Source organism: Cellulomonas hominis, assembly GCF_014201095.1.
GTDB classification, from domain to species: domain Bacteria; phylum Actinomycetota; class Actinomycetes; order Actinomycetales; family Cellulomonadaceae; genus Cellulomonas; species Cellulomonas hominis.
In genome coordinates, this window is sequence record NZ_JACHDN010000001.1 from 1,530,722 (window position 1) to 1,544,525 (window position 13,804).

Sequence of the window (13,804 nt, forward strand, 5' to 3'; positions counted from 1 at the left end):
ACTTCGGTCCGTCCTCGGCGGTCAGGGGTCGACGCGCACCGTCGTCCGGTACCGCCGGCTCTCGCCCGGCCCGAGCAGCACGAGCTCGCCGTCCTGCACTGCCTGCGCCCGGCCGCCGTCCCGCGAGGTCGACGGCTCGACGCCGAGCACGTTGACGCCCGGCGTCGGATCGCGCCACAGCACGAGCAGCGGCCAGCCGCCGGTCTCCTGCTCGACCTCGACGCCCCGCCCGTCGGGCGCGGTGACCGTGACGGTCGCCGTGGCCCCGGGGTGCGGCCGGCAGTACAGCACGGTCTCGGCGGCGGCACCGGGCGCGACGTCCAGCGTCCAGGGCAGGGCGCGCGGTGCGGCGCCGGGGCGGTCGCGCTCGGCGAACGGCTCCGCCGTCGCGGCGACCACGGTCCCGGGCCCGACGAGCGGGTACCCCAGGTTGAGGTGGTGCCGGAACATGTGCCCGGCGGGCGCGAAGCCGTCGTTGGTGACGACGTCCTCGACCCGGAGCTCCGGCCGCTCGGTGGCGAGCACGATCCGGCGCCGGAGCCGGAGCGTCGGCTGCCCGAGGGCGGCCTCGACCACGTCGCCGGTGATCTCGACGGCCGGCGAGCCCTCGTCGTCGACCAGCCGCCAGTGCACGTTCTCCGCGGGGATGTGGCCGACGCGGCCGTGCAGCCCGTGATGGGTCCCGTCGACGGTGGACGGCGCGCCGGTCGACGCGAGGCCGCACGTGGTGAGCAGCCCGCCGCCGAACGTCCGGGTCCAGCCCGCCCCGCGCGGCTCGTGGCGCTCGGACGCCACGGGTCCGCGCGCGGAACGCCAGGCGAGCGGCATGCCGCCGGCGTCGGCCCAGCCCAGGTCGAGCGCGCGGTCGAGCAGCACCTCGACGGAGACGCCTCGCGGGTTCCGCACCACGAGGACGGGCGCTCCGCGGCCGGGTCCCTCGTCCCGGACCAGCCGGTCGACCTGCACCAGCTGGTCCGGCGCGCCGACCAGGCGCCGCACGTGCTCGGCGGCGGCGAGGGAGTCCGCGCCGAACCCCATCAGCCCGCGCCCCGCACCTCGGCGGCCGCCGACCGCCGGGCCCCCACCGCGATGGCCGCGATGAGCACGGTGCCCGTCAGCACGTACTGCCAGTAGGAGGCGACCCCGAGCAGGTTCAGCGCGTTGGCCAGCACGGCGAACAGCAGCGCGCCGACCACCGTCCCGAACGTCGTCGCCCGCCCGCCGCGCAGGGCGGTCCCGCCCACGACGACCGCGGCGATCACGTCCATCTCGAAGCCCATGGCCATGGTGCCCTCCGCCGAGGAGAGCCGCCCGGTCATGAACACGCCCGCGAGCGCGAAGCACACCCCCGCCAGCGCGAACACTGCGACCTTCACCCGGTTCACCGGCAGCCCGGCGAGCACCGCCGCCCGCTCGTTGGACCCGAACGCGCGCAGCGTGCGGCCGAAGTACGTGCGCTGGAGCACGAGGAACGTCACGGCGGCCAGGACGACGAACACGAGGAACGGCACCGGCAGCCAGCCGACGGTGCCGGTGGTCGCGGCGCGGTAGTTCGTCGACGTCACCGGGACGACCTTGCCGGACGTCCAGATGAAGGCCGCCCCGAGGAACAGGTACAGCGTCCCGAGCGTCGCGATGAACGGGGGGATCCGCACGTACGTCACGAGCAGGCCGTTCAGCGTGCCGAGCACCGCGCCGATGACGAGCGCGAGCACCACGGCCGCGCCGATCGTGGTGTGCGGGAGCACGGTCGCGACCGCGATGGACGCCACCGCGACGACCCCGCCGACCGACAGGTCCAGCAGGCCGGCGGCGATGAGCAGCGTCATGCCGCAGGCGGCCAGGCCGACGAACGACGCCTGGAACAGGACGTTCGACAGGTTGCCGGTCCCCCAGAACGACGGCTTCGCGGCGCCGACGGCCACGCAGAGCACCACGAGGACGCCGACGAGGTACTGCCGCGCGCCGAACTGGCGCAGCACCTGGCCGAGGGGCGGCCGGTCGTCCGCGCGGGGCGCCGCCGGGGGCGCGGTGGTCTCGGTGCGGGTCACGAGTTCCTCCCTTCCAGCATCCGACGGACGGCGGCACGCTGCGCCCCGTCGATGCTCAGCGCGAAGACCAGGAGGGCTCCGAGCGCGACGTACTGGTAGAACGACGGGACGTTGAGCAGGTTGAGGCCGGAGTTGATCATCGACAGCAGCAGCGCGGCGACGAACGTGCCGACGATCCGCGGCCGGCCGCCGGCCATGCTGGTGCCGCCGAGGACGACGATCGCGATGGCCTGCAGCTCCAGGCCCGACGAGACGGAGCCGTTGACGACGCCGAGCTGGCTGGCGAGCAGCACCCCGCCCACACCCGCCGCGGCGCCCGCCGCGACGTAGGCGAGCAGGAGCACGCGGGACACGCCGATGCCGGAGTCGATCGCCGCCTCGGGGCTGCCGCCGACGGCGACCACGTGCTTGCCGAACCGCATCCGGTCCAGCACGAACCAGGCGCCCGCGCCGAGGAGCAGCGCGATGACGAACGGCACGGGGACCCCGAGCACCGACGCGGTGGCGACCGACTTGAACCCGCCGGAGGCGATCATGATCGGCGCGCCGCCCGTGAACAGGAGCACCAGGCCGCGGAACACGCTCATCGTCGACAGGGTCGCGATGAACCCGGGCACCCGGAGCTGCGTGACGAGCAGGCCGTTCACGAGGCCGAGTGCCGCACCGACGGCGATGCCGACGACCGCGCCGGCGAGCGGACCCGCCCCGTTGACGGCCCACGCGGCGACGCACGCGGCGAGCGCCTGGGCCGAGCCGACCGACAGGTCGATGCCCCGGACGGCGATGACGAGCGTCATCCCGTAGCCGACGATCGCGAGGATCGCGGCGTTCACCAGGACGTTGGTGACGTTCGAGCCGGAGACGAAGTTCGGCACCGCGGCGACGCCGGCGACGAGCACCAGGGCGAACGGGATGAGGACGCCGGCGTTCTGCAGCAGGCTCCGGCGCCGCTCCGCGCGGCGGGCCCGCTCGGCGGACCGGGCGCGCTCGTCGGCGACCAGGTCCTGCGCGCTGGGCGCGGTGGTGGTGACGGCGTCAGGCATGGCTGGCCTCCTCGGCGGTCTGTCCGACGGACGCCCCGACGATGTTGTCCTCCGTGACGTCGCGCCCGGTGAGCTCGGCGATGCGCCGGCCGGCGAAGTACACGGCGCAGCGGTCGGAGATCGCGGCGAGCTCGGGGGCGTCGGAGCTCGACACGACGACGGCGACGCCGGCGTCGGCGAGCTGCTTGATCAGCTGGTAGATGTCGACCTTCGCGCCGACGTCGACGCCGCGGGTCGGCTCGTTGAGCAGCAGGACCGAGCAGCCGGACAGCAGCGCCCGGCCGAGCAGCACCTTCTGCTGGTTCCCTCCGGACAGGTTGCCGATGAGCTGGCGCCCGTGCGGGACCCGGATCCGCATGTCCTCGCGCAGCCGGGCGAACCGGGCCCGCTCGTCGGCGGGCACGGGCAGCAGCCGCTGGAGCAGCGGGAGGCGCGACCGGTCCCGGGAGACCATCGCGTTCTCGGTGACGTCGAGGTGCGGCAGGATGCCCTCGCCCTTGCGGTCCTCGCTGAGCATGAACACCCCGCCCCGCATCGCCTCGCGCGGCGAACGCAGCCGGACCGGACGCCCGTCGACGCGGACCGTCCCGCCGGTGCCCGGCAGGTCGCCGAACAGCGCCCGCGTGAGCTCGGTCCGGCCCGAGCCGACCAGGCCCGCGAGGCCGACGATCTCCCCCGCCCCGACCGTGAGGTCGAAGGGCTCCGCGACGCCGGGGACCCGCAGGCCCGCGACCTCGAGCCGGGGCCGGCCGGCGGACGCGGCCGCGCCGGACCGCTCGAACGCCTGCGGCGCCCGGCCGAGCATGTGCTCCACGAGCCGCGCCTCGTCGAGCTCCGCGGTGGGCGCGTGCGCGACGAGGGCGCCGTCGCGGAGCACCGCGACGTCGTCGCAGATCGCGAAGATCTCGTCGAGGTGGTGCGACACGTAGACGACGGCCTTGCCCCGGGTCGCGATGCGCCGCACGATCTCGTGCAGCCGGACGATCTCCGCGCCGTTCAGCGCCGCCGTCGGCTCGTCCATGATGAGGACGTCGAACTCGCGCGACAGCGCGCGGGCGATCTCGACCATCTGGCGGTCGCCCACGGTCAGCGACGACACCGGGCGGTCCGGGTCGAGGTCGAGACCCAGGTCGTCCAGCAGCGCGGCCGCGCGGCGGCGGGTGCCCGCCCGGTCGACGACCCCGCCGGTGGCGAGCTCGTGACCGAGGAACACGTTGTCGGCGACGGAGAGCTGCGGCACCTGCCGGAACTCCTGGCTGACGACGCTGATGCCCGCGGCCTGCGAGTCGGCCGACCCGCGGAACGTCCGGGCCGCCCCGTGCACGAGCACCGAGCCGCTCACGGGCTGCTCGATGCCGCCGAGCACCCGGATCAGCGTGCTCTTCCCGGCGCCGTTCTCGCCGACCAGGCCGAGCACCTGCCCGGGCTCGAGGTCGAGCGACACGCCCTTGAGCGCGCGCACGCCGGGGTACTCCTGAACCACGTCCACGACCTGCACGACGGCAGCCATCGACGCCCTCCTGACGTTGACGGGCGGGGACGGGGCCGCGACGCCCCGCCCCCGCCGGTGGTCACTTCTGCGCGGCGCGCGTCTCGCGGAAGCCCGCGAGGGTGTCGGCGGTGACGATCTCGACCGGGAAGTAGACGGTGCGGCCCGCCTCGTCGTCGAAGCCCGGGTCCTCGCCGTCGAGCAGCGCGAGCACGGTCTCGACCGCCTTCATGCCCTGGCCGTACGGGTCCTGCGCCACGGTCGCGCTCATCAGGCCCTGGTCGATGAGGTCGAGCGCGCCGTCGGCGCCGTCGAACCCGATCAGGAAGAACCCGTCCTGCACGGACTTGCCGGCGGTCTCCATCGCGCGCTGGGCGCCGATCGCGGAGTCGTCGTTCGCCGCGTAGATGACCTCGAGGTCCGGGTTGGCGGACAGCATGTCCTGCGCCGCCGCGAACCCGCCGTCGACCGTGTCCTGACCGTCCAGGCTGGCGACGACCTCGAACGCGTCGTTCTCCGCGAGCGTGTCCACGAACCCGGCGACCCGCTCCTCGCCGACGACCGAGCCGGCGTGCAGCTCGATGACACCGACCTTGTGCGGGCCCGGCTGGTCGCCGAGCTGGTCGATCACGTACTGCGCCGCGATCTCGCCGCCGTTGTAGTTGTTGGACAGGATGTAGCCGTCGTAGTCGCCGGCCGTGCCGATGTCCGCGATGACCACCGGGATCTTGGCGGCGTGCGCGGCGTCGATGGTGGACGGGAGCGCGGACGGCTGCACCGGGGTGACGATCAGGCCGGAGATGCCCTGGTTGATCAGGTCGAGCGAGCCGGAGACCTGCTGCTGCTGGTCGGACTTCTGGTCGACGACGACCACGTCCACGCCCGCCGCCTCGGCACCGGCCTTCACGCCGGCCGAGTAGGACTGCCAGTACGGGTTCTGCAGGTCGTAGACGGAGTAGCCGAGGGTCAGCGGGTCCTTGGCCTCGAACTCCGTCGTGCCGCCGCCGGCCGAGCCGGTGCCCTCGGCGGCGGGCTCGTCGGCGCCGCTGGCGCAGGCGGACAGCAGGAGGGTGGCGGCCGCGGTCAGCGCGATCGCACGCGAGAGGTGTCGCACGGGTGTGTCTCCTTTGACGGGGCCGGAGGGGTCCGGCGGGTGGTGCGGGATGGTGCGGGGATGCGGATCAGGCGATGGCGGTCGCGAGCCGGCCCGAGTTGGCCGCCTCCGCGACGAAGGTGTTGTCGTGCAGGCCGCGCCACTGCGGCAGCGGGACGGCCTTGTCGTGGGCGTGCTCCGTCGGCTCGTGGCTGTACGTCGAGACCTCGCGGACGACCAGCGGCACCGGCGAGTCGGCCGGGCAGCGGAAGGCGTGCAGGTGCTTGCGGTGCATGACGAACTTGGGGTCGCCGGCGCGCAGGCGGGCGTAGCTCGTCAGCCGGGCGTAGGAGTCCTCGCGGCCCGCGGGCAGCGCCACGCCCTCCGGCCACGGGGATCCCGCGGGCATCGGGCTGAACGCGAGGACCTCGTCGTCGCCGACCGTCACCGGCTCGGGGGCGTAGAAGACCTCCATCTCGCCGAGGACGACCTCGTACGACTCGGTCTTGCGCTGGTGGAAGTGCGGCGGGCAGAACTTGCCCGGGTGCACGATCATCAGCTTGTCGCAGAGGCCGGAGTACTCGGCGTGGGCGGCCCCGGCCGCGGGGAGCCCGTCGACGGCCGGCTCGTTGAGGGACTCGAAGATGACCATGACCTCGTACGGCTCGCGGGACCACAGGCCGCGGGCGAAGGCCTCGTACTGGTCGTCGCCGAAGACGATCCCGGCGCTGTCGTTCACCATCTCCGGGGTGACGGGGTAGCGCAGGGCGCGGGCGAGGCTGGCGGCCTCGCTGAGCCACTCGTCGTACTCGCGGCGGGAGATGGCCGTCCGGGTCACGGATTCCTCCATTGGATCGTGTGCGCCGCCCCCACGTCGGGGCGGCGGCCGTGCTGTCATGAACCGGTTCATCGTGAACCGGTTCATACGATGCCTGGTCCGGCCGCCGGTGTCAATCCCTGAAGGTCACGGTTCGGTGACGCCGCGTCGCGGTGCTCGCGCGGGCGCTCAGCGCCGGGCCGGGTCCGCCACGCTGGAGCCGCGGACGACCAGGTGCGCCTCGAACTCGACGTGCTCCCCCGGGACCCGCTCGCCGCCGCGGAGCAGCAGCCGGGCCGCCGCCAGGCCCATGTCGTAGGACGGCTGGCGCACGGTCGTCAGCGGCGGGTTCAGCGCCGGCGCGAAGTCGGCGTCGTCGTACCCGACGAGCGCGACGTCCTGGGGCACCCGGATGCCGCGCTCCTGCATCGCGAGCAGCGCACCGAGGGCGAGCATGTCGTTCACGCACATCACGGCCGTCACCCGGCCCGCGTCGAGCAGCGGGGCCACGGCCACGGCCCCCTCGGCCACCGTGAGGTCGCGGACCTCGACGTCGACCAGCACGTCGTCCGGCGCCAACCCGGCGTCCAGCAGCGCCTGCGCGGCGCCCTCCCGGCGCTCGGCGCACCAGGACACCGAGACAGGGCCGTTGACCAGGGCGATGCTGCGGTGGCCCTCCGCGATCAGGTGCGCCATCGCCAGGCGGGCGCCGCGCACGTTGTCGAGGCTCACCCACGCGCCGTCCGAGTCGCGACCCTGCCGCTCCAGCGTGACGACCCCGAGCCGGCGCCGCTCGAACGCGGCCCAGTCCGCCGCCCGGTCGACGATCGGGGCGATGACGAGCCCGTCGACGCCCTGGCTCTCGAGGCCGAGCAGCACGTGGCGCTGCCGCTCCGGGTCCTGGTGCGTCGAGCCGACGACCATCGTCAGCCCCGCCGCGTCCACGCCGGCCTCGACGCCGCGCAGCACCGCCGCCCAGAACGGGTTGCCGACGTCGGGGACGACCACGCCGATCAGCTCGGACCGGCGGCTGCGGAGCTGGCCGGCCGCGCGGGACGGCACGAAGCCCAGCGCGCGCATCGCCTCCTCGACCCGCTCGCGGATGTCGGTGCCGACCCGGTCGGGGTTGTTCAGCACGTTGGAGACGGTGCCGAGGGACACCCCCGCGCGCGCCGCGACGTCGCGCACCCCGACGGAACGTCCGGTGCGGTCTCGTCCTGCGCCGTTCGGCACGCGTACCCCTGTTCGTCCGGGCGACCGTCGTCGTCGCCGTTCGTGCCCCGCTGACCAGCGGGTCAACCCGCGGAGGTCCGGGCACGGATGCTACATCCCGGTCCGGCGCGCACGACCGGACGATAGGCCGTCGCCGAGGTCGGGGACGTCCGCCCGTGGCGCCCGGTCGGTCTAATCTGATATCACTTTGATATCGCCCCGGACCGGCCGGGGTGCGCGACCCCAGGAGGTCCCCGTGTCCGAGACAGTCCCCCCGCAGGAGTCCCAGGGCGGCGAGCCCGCCGGCCAGCCGGTCGGGCACAGCGGCGCCCGGGTGGACATCGAGGAGCGTCCCGCGCGGTCCGCCGGCGCGGCCGCGGCGGCGCTGGTCCTGCTGCTCGCGCTCGGGCTGCTCGGCGGGTCGATCCCCCTGTTCGTCGCGGCGGAGGGCGGCTCGGCGGCGCTCGGGGTGCTCGGGGTCGTCGCGATCCTCGTCGGCGTCCTCGCCCTGACCGCGCTGTCGATCGTGTCGCCGGGCCAGACGATGGTCGTCCAGCTGTTCGGCCGCTACCTGGGCACGATCCGCCGGACGGGCCTCGTGCTCACCGTCCCGCTGACCACGCGCAAGAAGGTCTCGGTCCGGGTCCGGAACTTCGAGACCAACGAGCTCAAGGTCAACGAGGCCGACGGCAACCCGATCAACATCGCCGCGATCGTCGTGTGGCAGGTCGCCGACACCGCGAAGGCCACGTTCGCGGTCGAGGACTACGCCGACTTCGTGCGCGTGCAGTCGGAGTCCGCCCTCCGGCACGTCGCCATGTCGCACCCGTACGACCACGCCGACGACGGCGAGCAGTCGCTCCGCGGCGCGACCGACCTGGTGTCCGGGGAGATCGCCGCCGAGGTGGCCGCCCGCGTGGTCATCGCCGGCATCGAGGTCATCGAGGCGCGCATCTCGAACCTCGCGTACGCGCCCGAGATCGCGCAGGCGATGCTCCAGCGGCAGCAGGCCGGCGCGATCATCGCCGCGCGCGAGCGGATCGTCGAGGGCGCGGTGTCGATGGTCGAGGACGCGCTGTCCCGGCTCGAGCGGGACGACGTCGTCGTGCTGGACGACGAGCGCCGCGCCGCGATGGTCTCGAACCTGCTCGTCGTCCTCTGCGGGGAGGGCCGCGCGACACCGGTGGTGAACACGGGCAGCCTGTACGCATGAGCGAGACGCCGGTGCCGGGCGGGGGCGGTCCCGCCCGGCGGGAGCGGAAGTCGGTGCTGCTGCGGCTGGACCCGGCGGTGCACGACGCGCTGGCCCGGTGGGCGGCCGACGACCTGCGCTCGGTGAACGGGCAGATCGAGCTCCTCCTGCGCCGCGCCCTCGCGGACGCGGGCCGCATGCCGCCCGACGCCGCCCCGCCGCGCCGCCCGGGCCGGCCGGGCCGCCCGCGGGGGTGATCGGCAGCCGAGGTCGACGGTTCCGCGCGACACGCCGGGGCGACACGCCGCGTGCGCATGCGAAACCGTCGACCTCGCGGGCCGGCGCGGCTACCCGAGCGGGTAGCGGCGGCGGAGCAGCAGGCGCTGGGCGAACGTCCACCAGACCGTGACGAGCAGGTACAGGCCCGCCGCCAACGGGACGAAGCAGGCGACCACGGCCGTCATGAACTGCAGCGCGCCGAGCGCCCGCTGCATCCCGGCGCCGGCCAGCGGGTTCGGCGGGGCGCCCGCCGCGACCGCCGCGCCCGCCGCCGCGGGAACCGGCACCGCCAGCGCGCCGCCGGGACGCGCCGCCCGCCGGCTCAGCTCCCCGACCGCGGCGATCGCCGCGACCAGCACCCCGAACACGAGCAGCACCGCGACCGACGCGCCCCCGCCGGTGACCGTGGCCGCGAGGCTCGTCCCGAGCGGCACCCCGGCCAGCGTCCGGCCGAGCAGCGCGTTCCCGTGCCCGGCGATCTGCGCGTGGACGAACACCGCGTAGATGACCCCCACGACCGGGGCCTGCACCAGCATCGGCAGGCAGCCCGCGAACGGCGTGGTGCCCTCGTCGGCGTAGAGCTGCATGGTCGCGGCCTGCAGCTTCTCGGGCTGGTTCCGGTGCCGGCGCTGGAGCTCGGCCAGCCGCGGCGCGAGGCGCGCCCGCGTGCGCTCGGCCTTGGCCTGGGAGACGCCGACGGGGATCAGGGCGGCGCGGACGAGCAGGGTCACGAGCACGACGGCGGCCGCCGCGGCAGCGCCGCCCGCGAGGGGTTCGAGCAGGTGGGTCAGGCCCATCAGGGCGCGGTAGGCCGCGTCGAGCACGGCGGCGACAGGGGGCAGGGAGAGCAGGTCCATGGTGGGGTCCTCGGTCGGAGCGGGCGGGTACGCATCCGCCGACCACCCCGCACGCCATCCCGCCACCACCTGCGCCGAGACGGGGCCTGGCGGCCGGGACAGGGCGTCGTGAAGCCCTGTCCCGCGCGGACGGTCCTCCCTCGGCGCGCCGGGCGGGGCACGGGTGCGCGCCGTGCGCCGGGGCGCACGCGTGCGGGGTGGTCAGCCGAGGGCCAGGCCCGGTGCCCGGGGCCGGGGTCGCCCGGGGGCGTCGGGATCGCTCTGCGCCACGAACGGACCGGCGTCCGCGGCCGCGCGCACGTGCCGCCCCGGCAGCGCCGCGACGTCGAGGACGAGCGTCCGCATGCCGCGGGCGAGCAGCGCGGCGGCGACCGCGACGGCCAGCGTCGTGGCGCCGACGAGGACCAGGGCGCTGGTCGGGGTGCTCGCGCCGACGAGCAGGGCGACCGACACCACGGCGTCGCGCAGCAGCGCGAGCACGGGCAGGACGTCACCCACGGCGGCCTCCCCTCGGTGTCCGACGACTGCGACCAGCCTAGGGACCTCCGCAACAGTTCGAGGGTTGACGGTTAGAGTTCTAACTCTTAGAGTTCGAGGCATGCAGCAGCCCGAGCTCACCACCACCCTGGACCAGGTCCGCTGGATCGCCTGGGAGCAGCGCAGGGCCGGCGAGGACTGGGTCCGCTCGCGCGGGCTCACCCACGAGCAGGCCTTCGTGCTCGGGTACCTCGCGCAGAGCCCCGGAGCGCGACAGCGCGACATCGCCGCGGTCACCCGGACCAGCGCGGCGAGCGTCTCGAGCCTCCTCAAAGGGCTCGAGGCCCGGGACCTCGTCGAGCGGCGCACCGACCCGGGCGACGAGCGCAGCAAGCGGGTCCACGCCACCCCGGCGGGGGCCGAGCTCGTCGCCGGGTTCGACGCCGCGATGGCCGCTGCCGACGAGGTCATCCTGGCCCCGCTCGACGCCGACGAGCGCGAGACCCTGCTCGCCCTGCTCTCCAAGGTCACGGCCGCGCTGCCCCGCCCCACGCGGGACTGACGCCCCGGACCCTCCCCACCGCGCGGCCGGTCCGTGCGGCGGCACCCCCTGCCCGAGCACCCACGCGGCCTCCGCCGCGCGCTTCGCCCTGCCCTGGAACGGAGCAGCCATGTCCACCACGACCACCCCGCCCGCCGACGCCGTCGGCACCGACCGCTGGTACCTGTCCTCCGCGCCTGTCGTCAGCGCCCTCGTGCACCTGTGCGTGCCGATGGCCGCCGCGATGATCGTCGGCGCCGTCTACAACGTCGTCAACGCCGGCTTCATCGGCTCGCTGCACGACGACGCCCTGCTCGCCGCCGTGACCCTCGCGTCACCCGTGCTCGCCCTGGTGATGGCGGTCGGCAACGTGTTCGGCGTCGGCGGCGGCGCCCTCGTCTCGCGGCTGCTCGGAGCGGCGGAGCGCGACCCGGGCCGGGCGGACGGGATCCGCCGGGTCTCCGCGTTCGCGCTCTGGGGCGCCGTCGGCGTCGGCGCCCTCGTCGGAGGCACCGGCCTCGCGCTGCTCCGGCCGCTCGTCGGGCTGCTCGGTGCGGACGCCGCGGCACGGCCCGCGACCACCACGTTCGTCGCCGTCCTGCTGGGGTTCCTGCCCGTGCTCGCCGCGGCGGTCTGCCTCGAGCAGCTCGTGCGCGCCGAGGGGGCCGCGCGGCAGGTCATGGTCGGGCTCATCGGGTCGACCGTCGCGAACGTGCTGCTGGACGTCCTGTTCATCCTCGTGCTGCGCTGGGGGGTCGCCGGCGCCGCGCTCGCGGTGGGCCTCGCCAACCTCGTCACCGTCGGGTACTTCGCCACGTGGCTGACGCGGCACAGCGCGCAGATGAGCCTCGCGCCGCGCTGGTTCACGCTGGCACCCGCGGTCGTGCGTCCCGTCCTCGGCGTCGGGGTGGGCACGCTGCTGCAGTCCGCCTTCCTCGTCGTCACCGCGCTCGTGCTCAACAACCTCGCGGCCGCGTACGGCGACGGCCCGCTCGCCGCGATGGGCGTGGCGGTCCGGATCGCGCAGGTGCCGGAGTTCCTGGTGATGGGGGTGACGCTCGGGGTCCTGCCGCTGCTCGCCTACGCCTACGGCAAGGGCGACCGCGCCCGGCTCACGGCCGCGCTGCGGACCTCGGGCATCGCCGTCGGCGGGGTGGCGGTGCTGTTCTCCGTGGTCGTGCTCGTCCTGCGCGACCAGGTGCTCGCCGTCTTCCTCACCGACCGCGCCGTGCTCGCGGTCGGCGTCACGATCCTCGCGGCGCAGCTCACCGCGATGATCGCGAACGGCTTCACCGGCCTGCTCACCTCGCTGTTCCAGGCGACCGGCCGTGCCCTCGCCGCGACGATCATGTCCCTCACGCAGGGGGTGCTGTTCGTGCCGGTCGTCCTCCTGGCGAACCGCTGGTTCGGGCTGCCGGGCATCATCTGGGCCCTCACGGCGACCGAGGTCGCGGTGCTCGCGGCGGGCGCGGTGCTGTGGCTCGCGAACCGGCGCGCGATCGACCGCGGGCTCGACGGGGGCAGCCCGGAGCGGGCCGAGCAGGCGCTCGCCGCCGCCGAGGCCTGAGCGCCCGCGTGCCCGGGGCCCGTCACGGGGGACCCCGGGCACGCTCCGCGCCGCGTCCGGCGCGGGTCCTCGGCGCGCCGTGCGTCAGCGCGGCTCGCGCAGCGGAGCCGGCGGCAGCGGCTCGCGGACGCCGCCGGGGGCGTCCTGGTACCAGAACGCCGTCGTGCAGACGTCGTCCGCGCGCTCGAACAGGTACCCGCCCCGGTCGCCGATCTGCTGCAGGGTGACGCGCAGGCCGGTGGCGAACCGGATGGGGTCGGGCAGGTGCCAGCGGTACATCCCGTGGCTCGGCGGCATCGTCGTGTCGTACGGGGAGATCGCCGTGGCGTCCTCGACGATCCGCTGGTGGTAGCCGAGGTACGCGGTGCTGAACGGCTGCGACCGCGGCACCGGGACGGCCCCGAGGTGGTCCTGGAACGCCCACGCGCCGCCGACGTAGTCCTCCACGCCGGTGCCGCAGATCGTCGGCAGGTCCCCGTCGTCGTCGATGAAGAACTTCATCTCGCCCTCGCCCCACCAGTACCGCTCCAGGGCGGTGACCCCGATGTAGGTCCCGACGTACGCGCCGCGGCCGGCGACGCCGTCGAGGACGACGTGGTCCGTGCCGCGCGGGGCGGCCGGGTCCGACCGCCGCCAGGTGGCGTGCAGGTAGCCGACGTCGTCGCCCAGGTCGTCGTCCAGCGAGTAGGACACCTGGTAGAAGACGTACGGGATGTCCCCGCCGTGCTCGTTGACGAGCTCGATGCGCGCCCGGCGCCGGAACGGCATCGGCAGGTAGCAGTTGAACCCGCCGTTCGGCGCGACGACCACGGCCTCCGACGTCAGGACCGACGCCTCGCCGAAGCCGCTGCAGAAGAAGTCCCCGAACGGCACCTCGACGGCCGGCTCCGCCGCGTCGTCCCACGTCATGCGGAGCACGAGGTCGCGGAGCACGTACGGCCCGGCCTCGGTCTGCCGCGGCAGGGTGAACCAGATGTGCCGGATGACGCCCGGGCCCTCGACGTCCGCGATCGTCACCGTCTCCCCCGCCGGCACCGGCACGCACGGCCGGCCCTTGCGCCCCGGGCCCAGCCGGGACGCCTCGGTCCCGCCGGCGCCCGCGGCACCGGTGGGGTTCTCGGCGCTCACGGACCGGGTGCGGGTCCCGTCGAGGACGGCGTAGGCGGGCATGGCGATCGGCACGGCG

The 13,804-nt window shown here is 74.9% G+C and carries 14 protein-coding genes; 4 read left to right on the forward strand and 10 right to left on the reverse strand.

The annotated features are described in order from the left end of the window. Positions 1-21 precede the first annotated feature (21 nt). From HNR08_RS07240 to HNR08_RS07270, 7 genes are all read right to left on the reverse strand, one after another. Positions 22-1,038 (reverse strand): DUF4432 family protein, encoded by a 1,017-nt coding sequence (locus HNR08_RS07240; RefSeq protein ID WP_146837013.1) that lies wholly within the window; start codon positions 1,036-1,038, stop codon positions 22-24. After that, on the reverse strand, positions 1,038-2,051 hold the full coding sequence (locus tag HNR08_RS07245; RefSeq protein ID WP_146837016.1) for an ABC transporter permease: 1,014 nt from the start codon (positions 2,049-2,051) through the stop codon (positions 1,038-1,040). The genes HNR08_RS07240 and HNR08_RS07245 overlap by 1 nt, the downstream gene beginning before the upstream one ends. Then, positions 2,048-3,094 carry an ABC transporter permease gene (locus tag HNR08_RS07250; protein WP_146837019.1) on the reverse strand — a complete coding sequence of 349 codons (1,047 nt, stop codon included), beginning with the start codon at positions 3,092-3,094 and terminating at the stop codon, positions 2,048-2,050. The genes HNR08_RS07245 and HNR08_RS07250 overlap by 4 nt, the downstream gene beginning before the upstream one ends. Next, a complete protein-coding gene (locus HNR08_RS07255) occupies positions 3,087-4,604 on the reverse strand; it encodes a sugar ABC transporter ATP-binding protein (RefSeq protein ID WP_183834907.1) in 1,518 nt (505 codons plus the stop codon). Before HNR08_RS07255 ends, HNR08_RS07250 begins: the two co-directional genes overlap by 8 nt. Before the next feature lie 61 nt (positions 4,605-4,665). Next, entirely contained in the window at positions 4,666-5,697 is a 1,032-nt protein-coding gene (locus HNR08_RS07260) for a substrate-binding domain-containing protein (protein ID WP_183834910.1), read from the reverse strand. A gap of 67 nt (positions 5,698-5,764) precedes the next feature. Continuing rightward, a complete protein-coding gene (locus tag HNR08_RS07265) occupies positions 5,765-6,514 on the reverse strand; it encodes a cupin domain-containing protein (RefSeq protein ID WP_146840538.1) in 750 nt (249 codons plus the stop codon). Between the two features lie 168 nt (positions 6,515-6,682). Then, a complete protein-coding gene (locus HNR08_RS07270; protein ID WP_183834912.1) occupies positions 6,683-7,681 on the reverse strand; it encodes a LacI family DNA-binding transcriptional regulator in 999 nt (332 codons plus the stop codon). Between the two features lie 280 nt (positions 7,682-7,961). On the opposite strand from HNR08_RS07270, the gene HNR08_RS07275 reads away from it, so the two are divergent. Beyond that, entirely contained in the window at positions 7,962-8,918 is a 957-nt protein-coding gene (locus tag HNR08_RS07275) for an SPFH domain-containing protein (RefSeq protein ID WP_146840540.1), read from the forward strand. Beyond that, entirely contained in the window at positions 8,915-9,154 is a 240-nt protein-coding gene (locus HNR08_RS07280) for a type II toxin-antitoxin system antitoxin (protein ID WP_146840541.1), read from the forward strand. Before HNR08_RS07275 ends, HNR08_RS07280 begins: the two co-directional genes overlap by 4 nt. A gap of 90 nt (positions 9,155-9,244) precedes the next feature. Here HNR08_RS07280 and yidC read toward each other — a convergent pair whose 3' ends face one another. Both yidC and HNR08_RS22630 read right to left on the reverse strand, forming a co-directional pair. After that, complete coding sequence (gene yidC / locus HNR08_RS07285) at positions 9,245-10,033, reverse strand: membrane protein insertase YidC (protein WP_146840542.1); 789 nt, start codon at positions 10,031-10,033, stop codon at positions 9,245-9,247. A gap of 201 nt (positions 10,034-10,234) precedes the next feature. Further along, complete coding sequence (locus HNR08_RS22630) at positions 10,235-10,531, reverse strand: DUF6412 domain-containing protein (RefSeq protein ID WP_168430405.1); 297 nt, start codon at positions 10,529-10,531, stop codon at positions 10,235-10,237. Positions 10,532-10,631: 100 nt separating this feature from the next. On the opposite strand from HNR08_RS22630, the gene HNR08_RS07295 reads away from it, so the two are divergent. Together HNR08_RS07295 and HNR08_RS07300 are read left to right on the forward strand one after the other, a co-directional pair. Then, positions 10,632-11,072 (forward strand): MarR family winged helix-turn-helix transcriptional regulator, encoded by a 441-nt coding sequence (locus HNR08_RS07295; protein ID WP_146840543.1) that lies wholly within the window; start codon positions 10,632-10,634, stop codon positions 11,070-11,072. 109 nt (positions 11,073-11,181) lie between these two features. Next, the gene (locus tag HNR08_RS07300) at positions 11,182-12,618 is read left to right on the forward strand and encodes an MATE family efflux transporter (protein ID WP_146840544.1); all 1,437 of its coding nucleotides are present in this window, start codon (positions 11,182-11,184) and stop codon (positions 12,616-12,618) included. An 84-nt stretch (positions 12,619-12,702) separates the two neighbouring features. Here HNR08_RS07300 and HNR08_RS07305 read toward each other — a convergent pair whose 3' ends face one another. Further along, the gene (locus tag HNR08_RS07305) at positions 12,703-13,800 is read right to left on the reverse strand and encodes a glycoside hydrolase family 172 protein (RefSeq protein ID WP_246803192.1); all 1,098 of its coding nucleotides are present in this window, start codon (positions 13,798-13,800) and stop codon (positions 12,703-12,705) included. Between the last annotated feature and the right edge of the window lie 4 nt (positions 13,801-13,804).